The sequence below is a fragment of the Nocardia sp. NPDC006982 genome (assembly GCF_042869435.1).
Lineage (GTDB): Bacteria > Actinomycetota > Actinomycetes > Mycobacteriales > Mycobacteriaceae > Nocardia.
This window is the reverse complement of record NZ_JBIAFV010000011.1, coordinates 101,629-122,366: the sequence shown is the minus strand read 5'-3', so window position 1 is coordinate 122,366 and position 20,738 is coordinate 101,629. Positions and strand designations below refer to the sequence as shown.

Annotated in this window: 16 protein-coding genes; 8 read left to right on the top strand and 8 right to left on the bottom strand. The window is 65.9% G+C overall.

Features of this window, described 5'->3' with window-relative positions; translation table 11 throughout:
- Window positions 1–5 precede the first annotated feature (5 nt).
- The 3 genes from uca to ACFYOW_RS33940 all read left to right on the top strand — a co-directional run bounded on the left by uca (window position 6) and on the right by ACFYOW_RS33940 (window position 6,722).
- Window positions 6–3,656, top strand: coding sequence for an urea carboxylase (gene uca, locus ACFYOW_RS33950; protein WP_387294159.1), 3,651 nt, complete (start codon window positions 6–8; stop codon window positions 3,654–3,656).
- Complete coding sequence (gene atzF, locus ACFYOW_RS33945) at window positions 3,653–5,380, top strand: allophanate hydrolase (RefSeq protein WP_387294158.1); 1,728 nt, start codon at window positions 3,653–3,655, stop codon at window positions 5,378–5,380. Before uca ends, atzF begins: the two co-directional genes overlap by 4 nt.
- A 103-nt stretch (window positions 5,381–5,483) precedes the next feature.
- Entirely contained in the window at window positions 5,484–6,722 is a 1,239-nt protein-coding gene (locus tag ACFYOW_RS33940; RefSeq protein WP_387294157.1) for an FAD-dependent monooxygenase, read from the top strand.
- Between the two features lie 610 nt (window positions 6,723–7,332).
- Here the strand turns inward: ACFYOW_RS33940 and ACFYOW_RS33935 are convergent.
- The 3 genes from ACFYOW_RS33935 to ACFYOW_RS33925 all read right to left on the bottom strand — a co-directional run bounded on the left by ACFYOW_RS33935 (window position 7,333) and on the right by ACFYOW_RS33925 (window position 11,237).
- Window positions 7,333–8,796 (bottom strand): catalase, encoded by a 1,464-nt coding sequence (locus ACFYOW_RS33935; RefSeq protein WP_387294156.1) that lies wholly within the window; start codon window positions 8,794–8,796, stop codon window positions 7,333–7,335.
- Window positions 8,747–9,238, bottom strand: a complete 492-nt coding sequence (locus ACFYOW_RS33930) for a Fur family transcriptional regulator (RefSeq protein WP_387294155.1) — start codon at window positions 9,236–9,238, stop codon at window positions 8,747–8,749. Before ACFYOW_RS33930 ends, ACFYOW_RS33935 begins: the two co-directional genes overlap by 50 nt.
- Before the next feature lie 610 nt (window positions 9,239–9,848).
- The gene (locus ACFYOW_RS33925; RefSeq protein ID WP_387294154.1) at window positions 9,849–11,237 is read right to left on the bottom strand and encodes an AAA family ATPase; all 1,389 of its coding nucleotides are present in this window, start codon (window positions 11,235–11,237) and stop codon (window positions 9,849–9,851) included.
- A gap of 701 nt (window positions 11,238–11,938) precedes the next feature.
- Here ACFYOW_RS33925 and ACFYOW_RS33920 point away from each other — a divergent pair.
- Both ACFYOW_RS33920 and ACFYOW_RS33915 read left to right on the top strand, forming a co-directional pair.
- Window positions 11,939–13,174, top strand: coding sequence for an APC family permease (locus ACFYOW_RS33920; RefSeq protein WP_387294153.1), 1,236 nt, complete (start codon window positions 11,939–11,941; stop codon window positions 13,172–13,174).
- A 145-nt stretch (window positions 13,175–13,319) separates the two neighbouring features.
- Window positions 13,320–14,669 (top strand): serine hydrolase domain-containing protein, encoded by a 1,350-nt coding sequence (locus ACFYOW_RS33915; protein WP_387294152.1) that lies wholly within the window; start codon window positions 13,320–13,322, stop codon window positions 14,667–14,669.
- Window position 14,670: 1 nt separating this feature from the next.
- On the opposite strand, the gene ACFYOW_RS33910 is transcribed toward ACFYOW_RS33915, so the two are convergent.
- Window positions 14,671–14,967, bottom strand: coding sequence for a hypothetical protein (locus tag ACFYOW_RS33910; protein ID WP_387294151.1), 297 nt, complete (start codon window positions 14,965–14,967; stop codon window positions 14,671–14,673).
- On the opposite strand from ACFYOW_RS33910, the gene ACFYOW_RS33905 reads away from it, so the two are divergent.
- Window positions 14,951–15,415, top strand: a complete 465-nt coding sequence (locus tag ACFYOW_RS33905; RefSeq protein WP_387294150.1) for a hypothetical protein — start codon at window positions 14,951–14,953, stop codon at window positions 15,413–15,415. The two genes, ACFYOW_RS33910 and ACFYOW_RS33905, sit on opposite strands and share 17 nt — an antisense overlap.
- Before the next feature lie 235 nt (window positions 15,416–15,650).
- Here ACFYOW_RS33905 and ACFYOW_RS33900 read toward each other — a convergent pair whose 3' ends face one another.
- Both ACFYOW_RS33900 and ACFYOW_RS33895 read right to left on the bottom strand, forming a co-directional pair.
- Window positions 15,651–16,562, bottom strand: a complete 912-nt coding sequence (locus tag ACFYOW_RS33900) for an aminotransferase class IV (protein ID WP_387294149.1) — start codon at window positions 16,560–16,562, stop codon at window positions 15,651–15,653.
- Window positions 16,563–16,630: 68 nt separating this feature from the next.
- Window positions 16,631–17,050 carry a nuclear transport factor 2 family protein gene (locus ACFYOW_RS33895; RefSeq protein ID WP_387294148.1) on the bottom strand — a complete coding sequence of 140 codons (420 nt, stop codon included), beginning with the start codon at window positions 17,048–17,050 and terminating at the stop codon, window positions 16,631–16,633.
- Between the two features lie 94 nt (window positions 17,051–17,144).
- Between ACFYOW_RS33895 and ACFYOW_RS33890 the strand changes: the two genes are divergently transcribed.
- The gene (locus ACFYOW_RS33890) at window positions 17,145–17,699 is read left to right on the top strand and encodes a TetR/AcrR family transcriptional regulator (RefSeq protein WP_387294147.1); all 555 of its coding nucleotides are present in this window, start codon (window positions 17,145–17,147) and stop codon (window positions 17,697–17,699) included.
- 167 nt (window positions 17,700–17,866) lie between these two features.
- On the opposite strand, the gene ACFYOW_RS33885 is transcribed toward ACFYOW_RS33890, so the two are convergent.
- Window positions 17,867–18,832 carry an alpha/beta fold hydrolase gene (locus ACFYOW_RS33885; protein ID WP_387294146.1) on the bottom strand — a complete coding sequence of 322 codons (966 nt, stop codon included), beginning with the start codon at window positions 18,830–18,832 and terminating at the stop codon, window positions 17,867–17,869.
- Window positions 18,833–18,901: 69 nt separating this feature from the next.
- Between ACFYOW_RS33885 and ACFYOW_RS33880 the strand changes: the two genes are divergently transcribed.
- Complete coding sequence (locus ACFYOW_RS33880; RefSeq protein WP_387294145.1) at window positions 18,902–19,645, top strand: helix-turn-helix domain-containing protein; 744 nt, start codon at window positions 18,902–18,904, stop codon at window positions 19,643–19,645.
- 57 nt (window positions 19,646–19,702) lie between these two features.
- Here ACFYOW_RS33880 and ACFYOW_RS33875 read toward each other — a convergent pair whose 3' ends face one another.
- Window positions 19,703–20,737 carry an aspartate-semialdehyde dehydrogenase gene (locus ACFYOW_RS33875; RefSeq protein WP_387294144.1) on the bottom strand — a complete coding sequence of 345 codons (1,035 nt, stop codon included), beginning with the start codon at window positions 20,735–20,737 and terminating at the stop codon, window positions 19,703–19,705.
- Window position 20,738 lies beyond the last annotated feature (1 nt).

Sequence of the window (20,738 nt, the reverse complement as noted above, 5' to 3'; positions counted from 1 at the left end):
TTCCGGTGACACTGGAATTCGATACGGTTCTGGTCGCCAATCGCGGCGAAATCGCCTGCCGGATCATGCGGACGGCGCGTGCGCTGGGACTGAAAACCGTCGCCGTGTACTCCGATGCCGATGTGGGTGCTGCCCATGTGGAAATCGCAGATGTCGCAGTACATCTGGGGTCGAGTCCGGCTGCGGAGTCCTACCTGCGTGCCGAGCTGGTTGTCGAGGCGGCGCTGTCGACGGGTGCGGGCGCGATTCATCCCGGATACGGATTCCTTTCGGAGAATGCGGATTTCGCCACGGCGGTGACCGATGCCGGGATCGCATTCGTCGGGCCGACGCCGGAGCAATTGCGCATCTTCGGCGATAAGCACCGCGCTCGCGAGACCGCCGAAGTCGTTGGAGTGCCGCTGATTCCGGGTAGTGGACTGCTCGAATCGGCAGAACACGCGGTGGCCGAGGCCGAGCGCATCGGCTATCCGGTAATGCTCAAGGCGGTCGGTGGAGGCGGCGGTATCGGCATGCAGGCCTGCGGTAATGCCGATGAGCTGCGGTCGGCATACCTGCGCGTGCAACGTTTGGCCGCAACGAATTTCTCCTCGACCGGTGTTTTCCTGGAGCGGTTCGTGGCGCGGGCCAGGCATATCGAGGTGCAGCTCTTCGGTGACGGTTGCGGCCGCGTGGTGAGCCTCGGCACCAGGGATTGTTCGCTGCAGCGGCGCAATCAGAAGGTCATCGAGGAAGCACCCGCACCCGGACTCGCGCCGGAGCTGTCGGAGCAGTTGCTCGCGGCGTCGCGGGAGTTGGCCAGGTCGGTGGGGTACCGATCGGCGGGCACAGTGGAATTCGTTTACGACGTCGAGCGCGGTGCGGCCTCGTTCCTGGAGATGAACACCCGGCTGCAGGTCGAGCATCCGGTGACCGAGGCGGTGGCCAGAGTCGATCTGGTCGAGTGGATGTTGCGGCTGGCGGGCGGGGACAGCTCGATGGTCGACGAATTGCCCGAGACCGGACCGGCGATCAGCGGATGGGCCGTGGAGGCGCGGGTCTATGCCGAGGATCCGGGACACGAGTACCGGCCGAGCGCCGGGTTGATCACGGCCGCGACCTTCCCGGTGGATGCGGCGGTTCGGGTCGACACCTGGGTCGCGACGGGCACCGAAGTCAGTCCGTACTACGACCCGCTGCTGGCCAAGGTGATCGCGTCGGGGACCACTCGCGACGCGGCCTTCGCGGGATTGAGCGATGCGCTGGCCTCGACCAGGATCTACGGGGTCCAAACGAATCTGCCCCAGTTGCGGGCGGCGAGTGCCGATGCGGTGGTGCTCGACGCGGACCACGTCACGACGACACTGGCCGATATCCGACCTGCGGGCCATCGCATCGATGTGCTGCGCGGTGGCACGATGACCACGATCCAGGATCATCCGGGGCGAATCGGCCTGTGGCAGGTCGGAATTCCGCCGTCGGGTCCGATGGACGATCTGTCGTTCACCCTGGCCAATATCGCCGTCGGCAACCCCGCAGGTGTGCCCGCGCTGGAATGCACGCTCCAGGGGCCACAGGTGCGTTTCGCCGATACGACCGTGGTCTGCGTGACGGGTGCTTCGACTCCGGTCACAGTGGACGGACAGCCGGTACCGATGTGGCAGCCGGTTACCGTCCCGGCCGGGTCGGTGCTCGATATCGGCGCACCGTCGGACGCCGGATTGCGCACCTACCTCGCGGTACGTGGCGGTATCGATGCGCCGCTCTATCACGGCAGCGCCGCCACCTTTACTCTCGGTGGTTTCGGCGGCAGCACCGGCAAAGCCATCGTCGCGGGGGATGTGCTGGGAATCGTCAGGAATCGGCCCGAACTCGCTGAGCCACAAGCGGTTCCGTTCGATGAGCGACCCGAATTCACGCACGTGTGGCAACTGGCGGTCGGTATCGGGCCACAGACCGCACCCGCCTATTTCACCGATGCGGATATGGACCAATTCTATTCGCACCCTTGGAAAGTCGGCAGTCACGCGAATCGCACCGGCATTCGACTGGAGGGTCCGAAGCCGACCTGGTCGCGCACCGACGGTGGCGATGCGGGATTGCATCCGTCGAATCTGCACGACAACCCGTACAGCGTCGGAACATTGAATGTCTCCGGCGATACCCCGATCCTGCTCGGGCCGGACGGTCCGAGTCTCGGCGGCTTCGCCTGCCCGCTCACCGTGATCTCGGCGCATCGCTGGAAACTCGGCCAGTTGCGTCCGGGCGATACCGTCCGCTTCGCGCCGGTCGACGATGACCGGGCCACCGCGCTGCGCCGTTCGAACACCGCCCGCGCCAAGGCCGAGGCCCCAACGGCGGCGCCGAGCCTGCTCACCGGTTCCCGCGCGCCGATCGGACTGGCCGATCGCGGCATCCTCGGCACCGTTGCGGCGGGTGCGGATCGTCCGCAAGTCACCTATCTGCGCGGCGGCGATGACAATATTCTGGTCGAATACGGCGAGATGGTGCTGGATCTCGGCCTGCGCATGCGGGTGCACGCACTCGCCGAAGCATTGGCGGGCACCGGTCTCCCGGGCATCATCGATGTGACGCCGGGTGTCCGTTCACTGCATATCCATTTCGATCCCGAGGTGCTGCCGCAGTATCGGCTGCTCGGCACGCTGAGCGACCTCGAAGCCGAACTGCCCGCAACCCATGACCTCGTGGTGCCCAGTCGCACGATTCGATTGCCGCTGTCGTTCGACGATCCCTCGATTGCCGAGGCCATCGATCGATACCGCAGCGGGGTCCGTGATACCGCGCCGTGGTTGCCTTCGAATACCGAATTCATCCGCCGTATCAATGGACTCGACAGCATCGAGGATGTGCGTGCCGCGGTCTTCGACGCCGAGTACCTGGTGCTCGGCCTGGGTGACGTCTACCTCGGTGCGCCGCTTGCGGTTCCGCTCGATCCGCGGCACCGGCTGGTCACCACCAAATACAACCCGGCGCGCACCTGGACACCAGCGGATGCCGTCGGCATCGGCGGGAAGTACCTCTGCGTATACGGCATGGCATCACCGGGCGGCTATCAGCTGATCGGCCGGACGGTGCCGATATGGTCCAGCTACCGGCAATCCGCACCGTTCGAAACAGGCACCCCGTGGCTGTTCCGATTCTTCGACCGCATTGTCTGGGAGCCGGTGACCCCCGAGCAGTTGCTCGAACAGCGCGCGGCCGCCGCGGCCGGGCGTTTCGACGCCGAAGTCAGCGATGGCGCCTTCGCACTCGCCGACCACCTGCGGGTGCTCGCCGAAAATGCCGAAGCCATAACGGAATTCGAGTCCAAACTGGCCGTCGCCTTCGAAGCAGAGAAACAGGCCTGGCGCGCCGTAGGGGAATTCGAGCAGAGCACGATCGTCGAGAGCGCGCCGGAGCCCGCAACCGACCCACTGGCCGGATTGCCGCCGGACGCAACGGTGGTCACCGCACCGATGATCGGCAATGTCTGGCGGGTGGAAATCGAGGTGGGTCAGCGTCTCGGCGCGGGCGATCCGGTGGCCATCCTCGAGGCGATGAAACTCGAATTGCCGGTGCACAGCCCGGGCACCGGCACGGTCCTGAAGGTACTGGCCACCCCAGGCGCGAAAGTGGAACCGGGAACCCCACTAGCAGTGATCGGAGCCGCCGAATGACCGCAGGCGTCCTAGGCAATATCGAAGTACACGGCACGCCGACCGCGCGGGTCGCCGCCGCGTATCGACGCATCGCGGAGGTCGATCGGCCGGAGGTGTGGATCACGCTGCGTGCCGAGGCCGATGTCGCCGCCGAGGCCGCGGGCGTCGAACAGCGGCTCGCCGCGGGCGAATCCTTGCCGCTGGCAGGGGTGTTGGTTGCGGTGAAGGACAATATCGATGTCGCGGGGCTGCCGACCACCGCGGCCTGCCCCGAATTCGCCTACACCGCCGAGGTCACCGCGACGGCGATCGAGCGCCTGGTCGCGGCGGGCGCATTGGTTCTCGGCAAGACCAATCTGGATCAGTTCGCAACCGGGCTCGTCGGCACACGCAGCCCATACGGCGCGGTCCGCCATGCGCACGATCCGGAGTTGATTTCCGGTGGGTCCAGTTCCGGATCGGCGGTCGCCGTAGCTCTCGGTATCGCCGATGTCGGAATCGGCACGGACACAGCGGGTTCCGGACGCGTTCCGGCGGCACTGCACGGAATCGTCGGTATCAAGGCCACTTTGGGGATCATCCCGGCACACGGGGTGGTTCCGGCTTGTGCGGACTACGACGCCGTGACGGTCTTCGCCAACGACCTGGACAGTGCGGTCGCGTCGGCCGCGGTCATGGTCGGACCGGAGCCTCGGGATCCGCGCAGCCGGTCCTGGCCCGCCGATGTTCCGCTCGCCGCGCCGCATGCCATCCGGCTGGCGGTCCCGCGCGCCGAGGATCTCGTCGCGCTCAGCGATTCGTACCGAGATGCCTTCGCCCGCACCGTATCCGCGGTGACGAGCGCCGGGATAATGACCGCAGAGGTCGATATCTCCGGGATGCTCGATGCCGCGCTTCTGCTCTACGACGGCGCGATCGTCGCGGAGCGCTATGCGGCCGTCGGCACATTCCTCGATACCGCGCCTGCGAGCGCCGATCCCACCGTGACGGCCATCATCAATGCCGCGCGAGCAACGACCGGCCCCGGATTCGCGGCTGATCTGGATACCTTGGCGCGAGCCAAGGCTGCGGCAGCGGTGACTTTGCGGGGGTTCGCCGGGCTGCTGTTGCCGACGACCACGGAGCATCCGAGTATCGCTGCGGTACAAGCGGATCCGTTCGGCATCAACCGACGGATGGGCACCTTCACGAACTTCTGCAATCTCCTCGATATGGCGGCCGTCGCCGTCCCCGGCCTACCCACCGCGACCGGCGCGCCCTTCGGCGTGATGGTCGTGACGCCCGCCTTCGCCGATCAGGTCGCCGTCGACATCGCCGCCCGCATCATCGGCGCGGACAACGCCCCGGTACTGGTCGAAGACGGTGTCGAGCTGGCCGTTTTCGGCGCGCACCTGCGCGGTCAGCCGCTGCACTGGCAATTGGAGGAGATCGGCGCGCGGTTCACCGGCGAGATCCGTACCACCGACGCCTACCGCCTGACCGCACTCGACACCACGCCCGCGAAACCCGGACTGGTGCGCCACGGCCCGGGACTCGGTGCGCCGATCCTCGGCGAGCTGTTCCGGGTATCGGCGGCGGGACTCGGCCGCTTCCTCGCCGCGCTGCCCGCGCCGATGGCGCTGACCAGCATCGAACTATCCGACGGACGTACGGTCATCGGCTTCGCCTGCACTTACGATGCCGCAGGTACCGCCACCGATATCACCTCCTACGGCAGTTGGAAGGCCTACTTGCAGCACTAGAACTATCCGCTGGCTCAAACGTCTTACACATTTGTACTAGACAAACGTGCAACACGTTTGTTAGACATATGTGCAAGACATTCGAGCCAGTGAGGAACAGATCATGAGCAACACCAACCCCGCCACCAACCGCCCGCGGGTCCTCGTCTGCGGCGGCGGCATCGGCGGCAACGCCGTTGCCCTGCAACTGCTCCGGGCCGGGATCGGGGCCACCGTGGTCGAGCGGGCGGCCGCGCCCCGCCCCGGCGGGCAGGCTGTGGATCTGCGCGGTCCGAGCGTCGAGGTGGCGGAGCGGATGGGGCTCATGCCCGGTATTCGCAAATCCCAACTGGACGAGCGCGGCATGGTATTCGTGGACAGCGAGGGCAAGGAACTGCTGCGCATGGCCGCGGAGGTTTTCGAGGGTAAGGGCGCGGTCGCCGAGATCGAGGTCACCCGCGGCGACCTGAACCAGGTGCTGCTCGATCTGCTCGACGAGGCGGGCGGCGTCGATTACCGCTACGGCGAATGGGTTACCGAGATCAGCCAGGACGACGCGGGCGCCGATGTCACCTTCGCCTCCGGCAGCACCGAGCGGTTCGACATCGTGATCGGCGCGGACGGGCTGCATTCCTCGACCCGGCGCCTGGTCTTCGGCCCGGAGGAGGATTTCTCCACCTATCTCGGCGGCTACATGTCCTTCTTCACGCTGCCGACGCCCGACTATGCGGAGCAGCACTGGATCGCGATGAACTCGCTGGTCGGCGCGACCGGTGTGGGACTGCGTCCGGATGCCGATCCGGCCACCTGCAAGGCGCTGGTCGTCATTCGCGACGCCGCGAATCCGGCGCTGCGGCGCGATATCGCGGCACAGCAGCAGCTCATCCGCGAGCGGCTGGCCGACGGCGGCACGATCGCGGGCACCGTGCGCGATGCCATGGCCACCGCCGACGACTTCTACTTCGACGAGTTGGCCCGCATCGATGTCCCGAACTGGTCCAAGGGCCGCGTGGTGCTGCTCGGCGACGCGGGCTACTGCGGTTCGCCGCTCACCGGACAGGGCACCGCGATGGCACTGGTCGGCGCGTACGTCCTGGCTGGTGAAATCGCCGCGCACGCAACCGATCCCGAGAAGGCGCTGGCCCGCTACGAAGAGGTGCTGCGGCCGTTCGTCGCTACCGCGCAGGAGCTGCCGCCGGGTGGTCTGCGGTCGATGACGCCCCAATCGCGCTTCGGCATTCGCGCTGGTCTGTTCGTCAGCAGACTGATGACCACCAAGATCATGAAGCCGCTCATGATGAAGATGCTCACCAAAACCGAGAGCTACGAACTGCCCGATTACTCGGTCCAGACGGTCGGCTGACCGCTCGAGGCCGGGCCGGGCCGGTCACCCCTCGTGAACCGGCCCGGCCACATACACCCTTGGATGGGATCGTCGGCACGCACCGAATGGTTACCTTCGGCAGCGGCGACTGATTCGCCGGTCAGCTCCGGGAAGAGCCATCCGAAGTGGTTGCCCCCGATAAAGCGCCAGCGGGCCGGTCACCCCTCGTGGACCGGCCCGGCTGGCACTACCCCCGTGACGCGACCTGTTACCCCTCGTGAACAGGTCGAGTCCGGTTCCCCACCCCCGGTGGTGGCTTGTGTTGCGGTGTTGACACAAACAATGCCGTTGCGGGCTTGTTGGGCACTTAAGAAGACCTTGCAGGGACAAAACCTCAGGTAGTCGCATTATTTGCGGAAGATCCCGACAAGTTTGCGGCGCGGTGGCGCGAATCGGCGGATGATGGAGGATGAGGCGCCAAGGAGAATGGGAGCGGCGATGGAGACCGTGGTTGTCTGGGTGCTGGCCACACTGCTCTATTGGTGGGGCCTGTTGTAGTTCCGAGCCCTGGGGCCCGTGGATTCCCCCATAACGAAAAGCTCCGCCTCCGACCGAAATGGTCAGGGGCGGAGCTGTTTTCGGACCTGAGTTAGCAGCCGCCCAGTCCGGCGCGGACACCTTCCTCGACGCGCTTGCCGAGTTCGGCGTCCACGTTCTTCCAGTATTCGAACACCCGGGACAGCACCGGCTCGCGCACACCGCCGAGCACATGGCCGACGATATTGTCCACCAGACGATCTCGCTGCTCGTCGTCGAAGACCTCACGGACCAGAGTGCCCGCCTGGGTGAAGTCGCCGTCCTCGGCATGCTCGAGATAGCCGGCGCGTACGACGGTCGGGTCGAACTCCCAGACGCCGCCATCGGGCGCCCGCTCCGGATCCGCATGCGGGCCACCGAACGAATTCGGCGCGTAGACAGGCACATTCGCGTCGTTGTATTCGTAGCGCATCGCGCCCTCCTTGGAGTAGGAGTTCACCTCCGCGGCGCGTGCGCGGTTCGGCGGCAGTTGCGCGTAGTTGGTGCCGATGCGGTAGCGGTGCGCGTCCGCGTAGGCGAATACCCGGCCGAGCAACATTTTGTCGGGCGAAAAGCCTATGCCGGGAACGATATTCGAGGGTTCGAAGGCGGCCTGCTCGATATCGACGAAGTAGTTGGCGGGATTGCGGTTCAGGGTCCACTTGCCGACCTCGATCAGCGGGTAGTCCCGATGCGACCACACCTTGGTCAGGTCGAACGGGTTGAAGCGGTAGCCATCGGCCTCGGCGACCGGCATGACCTGCACGTACAGGGTCCAGGTCGGGAACTCGCCACGCTCGATCGCCTCGTACAGATCGCGGCGGTGATAGTCGGCGTCCGCACCCGCGAGGCGGTCGGCCTCGGCCTGGGGCAGGTAGTCGATGCCCTGATCGGTCTTGAAGTGGTATTTCACCCAGAAGCGCTCGCCCGCGGCGTTGATCCACTGGTAGGTGTGCGAGCCGTAGCCGTTCATATGACGGTAGGTCTTCGGGATGCCGCGGTCGCCCATCAGCCAGGTGACCTGGTGGGCGGTTTCCGGACGCAGGGTCCAGAAGTCCCACTGCATATAGTGATCACGCAGGCCGCTACCGGGCAGGCGCTTCTGCGATCGGATGAAGTCCGGAAACTTGATCGGATCCTTGATGAAAAAGATCGGGGTGTTGTTGCCGACGAGGTCGTAGTTGCCGTCCTCGGTATAGAACTTCACCGCGAAACCCCGTGGGTCGCGCCACGTGTCGGGGCTGCCCTGTTCGCCCGCGACGGTGGAGAACCGCGCCAGCGACTCGGTCCGCGCGCCGGGCTGGAAGAGTTCGGCCTTGGTGTAGCGGCTCACGTCATTGGTCACCACCAGCTCGCCGTATGCGCCCGCACCCTTGGCGTGCACGATCCGCTCCGGCACCCGCTCCCGGTTGAACTGGGCGAGCTTTTCGATGAGGTAGTGGTCGTGCAGCAGGATCGGACCCTGGGTGCCCGCGGTGAGCGATTCGTTATCGCTGGATACCGGCGTTCCGGTGTTGGTGGTGGTCGGCTTGGTCATCGGCAGCCTCCTTCGCTGAATGGGTACGGCAGGTCGGGCACAGACCCCAGAAGACGACCTCGGCCTCGTCGATCACGAACCCGTGCGCGTCCTCGGGTTCCAGGCAGGGGGCTGTGCCCACGACACAGTCGATATCGACGACCGTGCCGCAGCTTCGGCACACCAGATGGTGATGGTTGTCCGCGACCCTGGCCTCGTACAGCGCGGGCGAACCGGCGGGTTCGATGCGCCGCAGAATTCCGGCGTTCACGCAGGCCCGGAGCACGTCATAGACGGCCTGCGTGGATACCGAGCCCAGAGTTTCGCGGACGGTGGCGGCCACCCGATCGGCATCCGAATGCGGTCGGGCCGCCACCGCAGCCAGCACCGCGACCCGCGGGGCAGTAACCCGCAGGCCGGCCGCGCGCAGTCGTTCGCGCGGATCGGTGAGGTTGGTGTGCATGCATCCGATGGTTATGCTTTTTCTGGAATTAGTCAAGAATTAGAGGAGATCCAAAAAATAGGCTCGTCGCGCGGGTCGGTCAGCGGGTGTGGCGGCAGTCACGGGAGGCATTCGGTAGCTGGGCGCTTCAAGACGCAAGCGGGACGCCGATGACGCGCACCTCCATGCGCAGATGCCGCGCACTTCCAGGACGGAGATGCTCCACACCTCCAGGGCGCAGGTGTCGCACATCTCCAGGCACAGGTGTCGCACACCCTGGGGCGCAGACGACCCACAGCTCCAGGGGCTCCGGTGACCCCCGAGCACGCAGACCGACGGCGCAGGCGAGACCCACCCCGACCCCGCAGACGTCGCGCAGCTCCCGGGGACGCTGGTGACGCGCACCCGCAGGGACGCACGCGCCACGCACCTCTACGGCGCAGTCGGCGCGCAGCTCCGGGAACGCCGTTACCAACACGCCTCCAAGGCGGGGAGATCCGCGCACCCAGGGGCGCAGACGCCATGCGCCGCCAGGACGCAGACGACGCGGGGCTTCAGGACGCCGACTATGCGCCTCTCCGTCGGATGGAGTGCGGGTTGGTGTGGCCTGAGCGGCTCGGCCGGGCTTGTCTCAGGAGCGGAACTTCTTGGCTCGCATGTACTTCGCGAGTTCGTCGTACGTTCCGTCGTTATTGGCGAATTCGATTACGTTGCGGGCGGATTCGAACCAGGGGCCCGCGCTCGGCTTGATCTGGCTCAGCGCGACTTCGATATCGGCCATGCCGACCGGGCGCACGGTGCCGGTGCTGATCGAGTCGGCCATCGCCAATTGTGTTGCCGAGGTACAGATGTGGGCCAGATCGGCACCGGAGAAGCCGTCGGTGCGCCGCACGATTGCCAGGAGATCGATGCCCGCGACCGGACGATCCTTCAGGTGGTAGTGCAGGATCGCCCGGCGCGCGTCCGAATCCGGCAGGCCGACCAGGATCATGCGATCGAATCGGCCGGGGCGGCGCAGGGCGACATCGAGGTCCCACGGGTGGTTGGTGGCGCCGAGGATGTAGACGCCGTCGTTGCTGCGGGTGGCCGAATCCATCTCGTTGAGCAGCTGATTCACTACATTGCGCATCCACGCCGAACCCGACATCTGACTGCGCTTGTGCCCCAGTGCGTCGACCTCGTCGAGGAACAGCACGCAGGGCGCATTGCGGCGGGCCATTTCGAAGACCTCGTGCAGATTGCGCTCGCCGGAACCGTGATAGATATCGAGGATGTCGGCGATCTCGATCGGGTAGAAGTTCGCACCGAGTTCACCGGCAACCGCCGCGGCGATGAAGGTCTTACCGCAGCCGGGCGGGCCGTAGAGCAGCAGTCCGCCGCGCGCGGAAGTGCCGAAAGCCTTGGCGAATCGGGGATTTCGGATCGGACCGAGCAGCGTGAGTTCGAGCTGACGCTTCACATCCTGCATGCCGCCGACATCGGCCAGCTTGACGGTGGGCTTCTCGAATACGCCGACATCGGAGTCGGTGACGAATTCGCGCGAGCCCTCATCGATGAATGCGGGGGCGATGATATCGCCGACCTGTTCTTCGGCCGCCACCCAATCATATTGCGACGGATCGTCTTTCGCTTCATCCGGTGCCGACTCGGTTGGCGCGGTATTGCTCGGCGCGGGCTGGGTCGGCGATGGGTGGGCCGACATGGGCTGGCTCGGCGATGGGTCACTCAGCGTAGGCTCTCTCGGCGATGGCTGGCTCAGCATCGGCTCGCCCGACGTCGGCCGGGTCGGTGCAGCGGGGGGCGCCGCACCACTTGCGAGCGCAATTGTGCACTGCTGCAACAACTCCAGCACTCGAGCATGTCCCGGTTCCTGACCGAGCGCGGTCGCACACTGGGCCAGTGCCTCGGCATGGCGGCCACGATCGATCAGCAACTCGATCACCCGCACCCGCAGCGCGAGCACCTCCGGACTGCGCTCCAACGCTGCCAGCATTTCGGCAAGTACCAGATCATCGGACACGCCGATCCCCCTCTTCACCTCGTGAGCCCGTTGATTCTAGATTGCGGCACGCGAGTCCGTACCGGCTCGAACCACCACCCGCGGGTAGGCGACAGTGCCAGGGACCTGCCCGTCGAGCGGCCATGCCGCATCTGATCACGGTCGCCGGGTGCGCCGCGCGGCGGCGTGCCGCCCACAAATCTGGCGGTGCATATCCGGTCGCGGGTGAGAGGACGTCGGCTTCTGCCGTGATGGCAAAGACCGGGCGACAGCCACCGCTGGGCCGTGAATGGCGAGGCAGCTTGATCTAGCTCGATAGATACCGATCAGTCGGTTTTGCGACGGGGCCGTGGCACCCGTCTGTGCTGCACAGACAGGTCCGCGCTGCCCAGGCAGCTCGAAGCTATCGGGAGGACGCGGATCGCGGCGGGATCCCACCGGGTGATTTTCGTTGTGCGCATCACATCGCAATTCGTGGAATAGATCCGGCCGACGGACCGTTGATCACCTCTGTCGGCGTCCGGACAGCCCCGGGCCTCACCCTATTCGTCGCTACGAGCGACCACTCGCCGAGAGGCGCTTGTGGGACGTCGGCACTCGAGTCGTGACGTTGGCGTGGCGTCCGGCGACTCAGCGCCGCCAGGTTTACCAACCTGGCGGCGTTTCGTATTTCCGGAGCGGCTCGACTCGTGGTCGACCGCGGTGTGGTCGATGATGCAGCCATGGCAACGCACGGCGACGCACTGCGACGCAGGCTCGGACTCACCGACTCGGTGGTCATCGGGCTCGGGTCCATGGTCGGCGCGGGCATCTTCGCCGCACTTACTCCCGCGGCGGGGGCGGCGGGCAGTTGGCTGCTGCTTGCCCTGGCGGTGGCCGCACTGCTCGCGTACTGCAATGCGACGTCCTCGGCGCGGCTGGCGGCGAGGTATCCGGTATCGGGCGGGACGTATGTGTATGGACGCGAGCGTCTGGGTGCGTTCTGGGGATATCTGGCCGGGTGGGGATTCGTCGCGGGTAAGACCGCATCGTGTGCGGCGATGGCCCTGACAGTGGGCGGCTACGCATGGCCAGAACATTCGCGGATCGTCGCGGTCGCGGCGGTCGTCGCGATCACCGCGATCAACTACACCGGCGTGCAGAAATCGGCGCTGGCCACCCGGATCACTGTGGCGGCGGTATTGGCCGTGCTGGTGCTGGTCGTCGGGGTGGGATTGTTCGGAAAACATTCCGCTGCAACGACTCTGCCGGACCGGATCGGACCGCGCGGCGTCTTACAGGCCGCGGGATTGCTGTTCTTCGCCTTCGCCGGATATGCCCGTATCGCCACCCTCGGCGAGGAGGTGCGCGATCCGCGACGCACGATTCCCCGGGCCATCATGATCGCGCTCGGGATCGCGCTGGCGGTCTATGCACTGGTGGCGGTGGCCGCGTTGGAGGTGCTCGGGTCTGCGGGGCTCGCGCATGCGATCGATCCGCTGGCCCGGGTCGTCTCGACGGCCGGGGTCTCCGGGCTCGCCCCGGTGGTCCGGGTCGGTGCGGTGCTCGCGGCGGCCGGATCGCTGCTCGCGCTGATACTCGGGGTTTCGCGCACGGTACTTGCAATGGCACGCGACAGATATCTGCCGGGTTCGCTGGCCGCCGTGCATGCGCGATTCGGTGTGCCGCATCGGGCGGAGTCGGCGGTCGGTGCGGTGGTGGCGGTCATCGCGGGAACCTTCGACTTGCGTGCGGCCATCGGGTTTTCGTCGTTCACGGTGCTGGTGTATTACCTGATCGCCAACGTCTCGGCGGCGACCTTGACCGAGGCGGAGAATCGTCCGGCGCGCTGGGTGCCGCTCGTCGGCGCGGCGGGGTGCGTGATTGTCGGGCTGTCGCTGCCCGTCGGTTCGGTGCTGACCGGACTAGCGGTCCTTGGCGTGGGCGCCGGCTGGTTCGGGGTACGGACACGCCGCTGACGGCGTCTGAAGCGCGGATCGATTTGTATGAGCGGCGCGCGGCAATTGCGTTATGACGTCTAGCGACGCGCCGAGTTGGCAATTGACTGAGACGCATTCAGCCTGTTACCCCGTCTGGCGAGGTCGGTCGCGATAGCCTTTGCGCATGGGGCGCATCTACGGATTCCTGGCCGGAATCGCCGCGGTATCGCTGGTTGCGGGAAGCGTTTTCGCCGGAAGTGCGCAGGCCACGCATACCGAGCAGCTGTCATGTGGGGTGTCGTCCGGGCGAGAGCCGGAACGGACGGCACCGGAACAGGTTGGACTGGATTCGGGGCGGCTCGCGCAGGCATTGGAGTTCGCGGGCGGGCGTAATCGGTTGAATGTGCAGGTGTTCCGGCACAATTGCCTGATCGGCGAGGGGCCGACGAACGACCAGACCGGGAATGTCGCCTGGAATATCTGGAGTGCGACGAAGAGCGTGGTTTCCCTGCTCGCCGGAATAGCCTGGGATCAGAGGAAACTCGATATCGAAGCGCCGATCGATCGGTATCTGCCGCCCGGACTCGGTGATGCGCAGCATCGGTCGATCACCGTGGAGAATCTGCTGACCGAGACCTCCGGCATGAAGGTGGGCGTGCTCACCGAGGGCGTCACCGGGGTGATTCCAATCGATCCGAATAGTGCGGTGCAGGCGCTCGGGGTGCCGTTGGACAATCCGCCGGGCGTGGCATTCAGCTACAGCCAGCGCAATGTCGATCTGCTCGCCTATGTCATCGAATTGGCCGTCGGGGAACCGCTGCAGCAGTTCGCGCAGCGTGAGCTTTTCGATCCGCTCGGCATCGAACGCGGCGATTACTACTGGGCGCGCGACCGCGCCGGGCACACCTACGGATACGCCCATCTGATGATCCCGCCGAACGATTTCGCCAAGCTCGGCCTGCTGGTGAGCAATAACGGGAGCTGGGGCGGGCAGCAAATCGTCTCGCAGACGTATCTGTACAAGGCACGCCAGCCGTCAGCGGCGAACGAATGCTACGGCTATCTGTTCTGGATCGGACCGGGATGTGCCGAGACCCCCGACTACCTACCCGCCGACATTTACTCGATGTCGGGACTCGGCATGCAGAACGTCTTCATCATGCCGAGCCTGGATTTGACGGTGGTGTGGACCGGAGTCTTCGGAGATGTCAGCAACGAGGGCATTTCGGGGATTGTGCAGAACACCGCGGAGCTGCCGTACGAATTCTTCCGTCGGCTGTTCGCGGCCTTCGAAGTCCGTCCGGTGCCCGATCCGGGTCCGTATGTGGAGCCGCCGCTGCGTCTGGATCCGAGGCGGTTCGTGGACACGAATCTGCTGCTCGCGGTCTTCGGCATCGGACCTGCGGCATATCCGGGCTGCAATGTCTTCAGCTGCCTGAATTATCCGTTGGCGCCGCCGTTCGCCGATACCGCACCCGGCTGCGCCATTCTGGTCTGCCTCGGTCCGGATCCGCGCACACCGGGCATCCGCTGAATCACACACCGAAGAAAGGGATATCGCCTTCCTTCGCGCCCTGCGCGAAGAAGTGATCCGGCGAGACCGCGATGAACAGGGCATTGCCCTCGGCGACGAGTTCACCGTCGTGTTCGAGGCGGGCGTGGATATGCAGTTTGCGCTCGCCTTCGCGCCGATCGAGGATCGCGGTCACGATCATCGGCCGGTGCAGCGGTGCGGGGCGCACATAGTTTACCGAGGGTGCGGGCGGACTGACGATCCGCACGGTCGCCAAAGCCGCCGGACTGTCCACCCGGTTCGTGTACGAGAGTTTCACCGATCTCGACGATCTGATCGGTGCCGCATTCGAGCTGGCTTTTCGCCAGTTTGCGAACGCCGTCGGTGCGGCGTCCGCAAGCGCGGCACCGGACCGCCGGGCACAGGTCACAGCGGTGGTAGAGGCCATGGTCGATTTCTTCCTGGCCGCGCCCGCCAAGGGAAAGATCCTGTCCACCAAGGCATATGGGCATCCGGCCGTGGCCGAGCGGCGGCTTGCGCGCTCGGAGGATGTGTCGCGTGCGTTCCGCGGAATCCTGGCGCAGCTGGTTGCGGACCGCGCTCCGGAGGATCCCGTCATCGACCTCACCGCGCGGTTTCTGGTCGGCGCGTTCGGCGACACCGTCACCGCCTGGATCCAGCAGGCGCTGCCGTACCCCCGCGACAAATTCGTGCACGACAACGTGGAACTTTTCCTCGGCACCATCGCCGCCCTCGAGCGCTTGTGATGCCTACGATCCACCCGCGACGGAATCCCGCGCTGCCGCTGAGGATCGAGCACGTCGCATCGTGCCACCTCGCACACAGTAAAGCCGCGTCAGGTAGTCACGGCAGCGCCGGGATCAGAGCTGCCCTGCGCGCGCAATCCCACTCGGCGCAATGGATTGAGCGCGGCGCATAGCCGGTGACTACCTCGCACACGGTAGAGGTAGTGCGAAGTAGTGACGACTTCTGCGGGAGCGGTCAGAGGGATGTGAGCCAGTTGTGGTGGGTGTCGGTGCGGAGGGCGGCGGTGTGGCGTTTGCGGAGAGTTTGGGTGAGGGGGCCGGGGTGGCCGTCGGCGATCAGGCGGCCGTCGACTTCGGTGACGGGCGAGGTCCCGGATGAGGTGCCGGTGACGAAGACTTCGTCGGCGATGTAGAGCTCGGTGAGGTCGACGGTGCGTTCGACGATCGGAATGCCGTCTTCGGCGGCGAGGGTGAGGATGGTGCGGCGGTTGATGCCGTCGAGGATGTCGCAGGACACATCCGGGGTGATCAGGGTGCCGTTGCGGACGAGGAAGATATTGGCGGCGCTGAGTTCGCAGACGTGGCCGTTGCCGTCGAGGAAGATGCAGTCGTCGTAGCCGCTGTCGATGGCATCCTGTTTGGCGAGTACCGAATTGACGTACGCGCCATTGACTTTCGCTCGCGATGGAATCGCATTATCCGGAATGCGCCGCCATGGACTGGATTTCAGCCGCATACCGTCCTGGGGCACGATCGGCACCGCGTCGTAGACGAAAATACTGACTTGGATGGCACAGCCCCGGACCCGGGTGCCCGGAATCGATTCGACGACATGCACTGTCGCGCGGACGAATACGTCCTCGTTCGGCGCATTGGCCGCGACCAGGTCGATAATCGCCGTGCGGAATCGGGCGAAGTCCCATTCGGCGGCGAACCGGTCGATGCCGATGATCTTGCAGGATTCCTCGAGTCGCCGGAAATGGTCGTCGAGCCGAAATGCGGTGCGTGCCGATCCATCCACAAGCACTGGGAACACTGTGTACACACTGAGCCCGTACAGCACTGCCGACGAAGCGACCGCGACCGACGCCTGTTCCGCGTCGATCATCCGGTCCCCGAAATACACCTGTGGATAAGGATTCGCCATCGGCGCAGGCTAGCAGTGGGCACCCGGGCGGAGCGAGGGGAATTTTCGGCCCGCCCGGGCCTGCTGGGTCAGTTCTCCACAAGCCGGGCGAAGCGCGCCGTATCCATGTAGTCGCGGAACAGCGTGACCTTGCCGTCGCGGACCCGAACGACATTGACGGAGGTGCGAACTCGCGCCCGCTCGGCGCCGGGCACCGTCATATCCACCTCGTTCTCCACGAAAACCACCTCGGGATCGGCCGTTTCGTACACCTGTGGATAGATCCCGTGCACCTCGATTCGCGAAATTCCGGACCAGCGCTGCGCGAGATGCGCGCGTATCTCCTCGCGCCCGACCAGCCGGGTCGGCATTCCGGGAATGACGAAGGGGATCTCGAACACCGCATCCGGGGCGAGCAACTCGACAAATGCGTCGGCATCGCGAGCCGGCAACTCCCGGAACAGCCGTTCTACCAGTTCACGAGGGCTTTCCACCGAAGTCTCCACCATGAAAACACCTGCTTCAATTAAGCGGAACGTTGACCCCGCTTATCATCCGGAACGATCGCCCCGCTTGTCAATGCCTCCAGTAAACTCAGCCCTCATGACCGATCGCGAGGAACCGCGCCCGCTGCGCGCCGACGCGCGCCGCAATCGCGACCGCGTACTCGCCGCCGCCCAGGAGGCCTTCGCCGCCGAGGGCATTTCGGTCCCGCTCGACGAAATCGCCCGCCGCGCCGGCGTCGGCGCAGGCACCGTCTACCGCCACTTCCCCACCAAGGAAGCCCTTTTCGAAGCCGCGATCGTAGACAGCGTCGAGCGCATGATCACCTACGCCCGCGAACTCGCCACCGCGCCCGAACCGGGCAAAGCCTTCTTCGACTTCCTCGACCGCATGGTCGCCGAGGGCACCGTCAAACGGGACCTAGCCGAAGCCGTAGGCGCCGAAAGCCACAAACCCGCCCACGAGCTGAGGGCCGCCATCGCCCAATTACTCACCCGCGCACAACAATCCGGGAACGTACGACGCGATATCGATATCGACGACCTCATGCGCGTGGTGAAGGGCACCTTCTTGGCCGCCAACTCCACCAACACCACCCCCGACCAACGCCACCGCACCTTCGCGATCGTGTTCGACGGACTACGACCCCACTGACCGAACCGTGCCGCCCGGCGCAGCCTCACCGAGGCCTACTCGGCCGTCACACCGCGTTCAAATGGTTCCCGAGCCGGGCCGCACCGGTCACGTGTTCGTTGGGCTCGCGCCGCTTCCGAATCGCACCACGGTCGAAGCGGGCGGGCAAGGCGCGGTGAGCAGGACCCTTATCGGCTCGCGCTGTCCCGGTCGACCGCGGACAACTCATGACGTGGGGCGCGGCAGGCGTCGACGATGATCTTGCGGACCGCACGGCCTTCGGGGCTGGGCATCAGCGCGTAGTTGTGCGGCAGCCCCGGGCCCTCGTGGTAGTCGAGCGGCACCCCCGCGGCTTCGGCGCGGCGGGTGAGGTTTCGGGCGTCGGGCAGGACCAGTTCGTGGGTGCCGGAGAAGATCGTCAGGGGCGGCAGTCCTTCGGCAGCCCCGAACAGCGGGCTGACGCGGGGGTCGCGCAGGTCGAGGCCGTCGGCGTAGAGCCGCGCTATCTCGGCCATTCCGGGCCGCTGATGCAACGGATCGACGTGTTCGAGCTCGGGCAGTGCCGGGTCGGAAAGGGTGGCGTCGAGCCATGCGGAGATCAGCACGACCCGAGATGGTTGCGGCCCACCCTGATCGCGCAGGACATGTGCTGCCGCCAGTGCCAGCAGACCGCCGGCCGAATTGCCCATCACCACGGTCTTGCCCGAACCGCGCTGCTCGATCGTGCGGGCGAGTATCGCGGCGGTGGTGGCAACCATGTCCGCGGCGCTGCTGTGTGGGATCAGCGGATAGATCGGGACCACGACCTCCGCCGGAACGGCAGCGCCGAGTTCGCGGACGAAACTCCAGTGCGGGCGCACGATCTCGGCGAAAAAGCCGCCGCCGTGCAGGAAAACCACGCTGACGTCGGTGGGTCCGGCGCTCGGCGTTACCCGGAACACGGGCCAACCGCCGAGATCATCCCGGGTGACGGTCGCCGCCTTGCGCAGGAACGCCGGGGGCCGCACCTCTTTGACGCGACGGTCACGCTTTTCCAGCGCCGCATGAATCCCCTCCGCGCTGCCGAGCATCTGCTTCTGCCCGCGCGATGCCAACAGTGCGGTGATGGCTCGGGTCTGCCAGCTCGGCTTCGCGGTAACTCCCTCGGTCGTCATTTCCGTTCATCTCCTGTCGTCGCGGCTCGCACCGGCTGATTGCGCCGGGCACCGATTAGCCTGACGAACATGACCGGGACCGCGCTTTCACAAACCTGCGGTGCGCCGGTGCTGTGGATGCGGCCCGGACATGTCGGATATCTCGGCCCGGAGCTGGGCGTCGGGATGCATGCCACGTCGATCGGGTATCTCGGCCTGAGCTTGGACGAACCGTTCGCCGTGGAGACGGCGGCGGAAGCGACGATCATCACCCGCAGCGTGTTCATACCGGCTCGGGTACCAGCCCGGATTGTCTCGGAGGGCCGGATCGCATTGCTGTTCGCCGAACCCGGCATCGCGATGATCGCTGGGGTCACCACCGGATCGGGTAGCAATGTCCAGTCCACGGCTGTCGATCCGAGCGCCGAAGCCGTCCTCATCTCCGCGGCCCGAACCGGTGTCGCCGAGTTGGAGTCCCTGATATCGGTTCGGCAATCGGCGACAGATCCCCGAATCGATGCCATTGTCCGCGACATTCGTGACGATCCGACCGCACACATCCGGGCCGAGCACGCGGCCGATGCAGCCGGGATGTCGGAAACCCACTTCCTGCGGACCTTCGCCGCACACACCGGCACCACATTCCGCCGCTACCGCCAATGGGCGCGGCTCCGAATGGTTTTCGCGAGCTTGGCCGCCGGACACGACCTCACGCGCTGCGCCGCCGATGCCGGTTTCGCCTCCCCGTCACATCTGAGCGAAACCTTCCGGCGCACATTCGGGCTGTCGCTGACCGCGCTGCTCGGCTCGTCAGTGAAACTCGATATCAGATGACCGAAAAGCAAACGGGCCGTTCGGATCTCATGATCGGAACGGCCCGTTCGGTCAATGTCAGCGCTGCGCCAACAGGACTTCGGCGATTTGAATGGTGTTGAGAGCGGCTCCTTTTCGGAGGTTGTCGCCGGAGATGAACAGCGCCAAACCGCGACCGTCGGGGACACCCGGATCCTGGCGGATGCGGCCGACGAGGGAGTCGTCCTTGCCCGCGGCGGCCAAGGGGGTCGGCACGTCGGTGAGCTGGACGCCGGGGGCCTTGGCGAGAATTTCCTTGGCGCGCTCGACCGAAATCGGTTCGGCGAATTCGGCATTCACCGACAGTGAGTGGCCGGTAAAGACCGGGACACGCACGCAGGTGCCGCTGACCAGCAACTCGGGCAGGCCGAGGATCTTGCGACTCTCGTTGCGCAGCTTCTGGTCTTCGTCGGTTTCGAAGGAGCCGTCGTCGACCAGTGCACCGGCGAGCGGGATCACGTCGAAGGCGATCGGCGCGACATACTTGTTCGGCGCCGGGAACGGCACCGAACTGCCGTCGTGCACCAGCTTTTCGGCATCGTCGACCACGGCGCGCACCTGGGAGACCAGCTCCTCGACACCGGCCAGGCCGCTGCCCGAGACCGCCTGGTAGCTCGAAACGATCAGGCGCTGCAGGCCGGCCACATCGTGTAGCGGCTTGAGCACCGGCATCGCGGCCATGGTGGTGCAATTCGGGTTGGCGATGATGCCCTTGACCAGATTGCGGGTCTGCTCCGGATTCACCTCGCTGACGACCAGCGGGACCTCGGGATCCTTACGCCAAGCCGACGAGTTATCGATCACGGTGACACCGGCCGCCGCGAAACGCGGGGCCTGCACGCGCGACATGGTGGCGCCCGCGGAGAACAGCGCGATATCCAGGCCGGCGGGATCGGCGGTCTCGGTGTCCTCGACCACGATCTCGCCGCCGCGCCACGGCAGGGTCTTACCCGCCGAGCGTGCCGAGGCGAAGAAACGCACCTCGTCGGCCGGGAAGTTGCGCTCCTCCAGCAGTTTTCGCATGACGGCGCCGACCTGTCCGGTCGCGCCGACGACTCCTACCCGTACACCCATG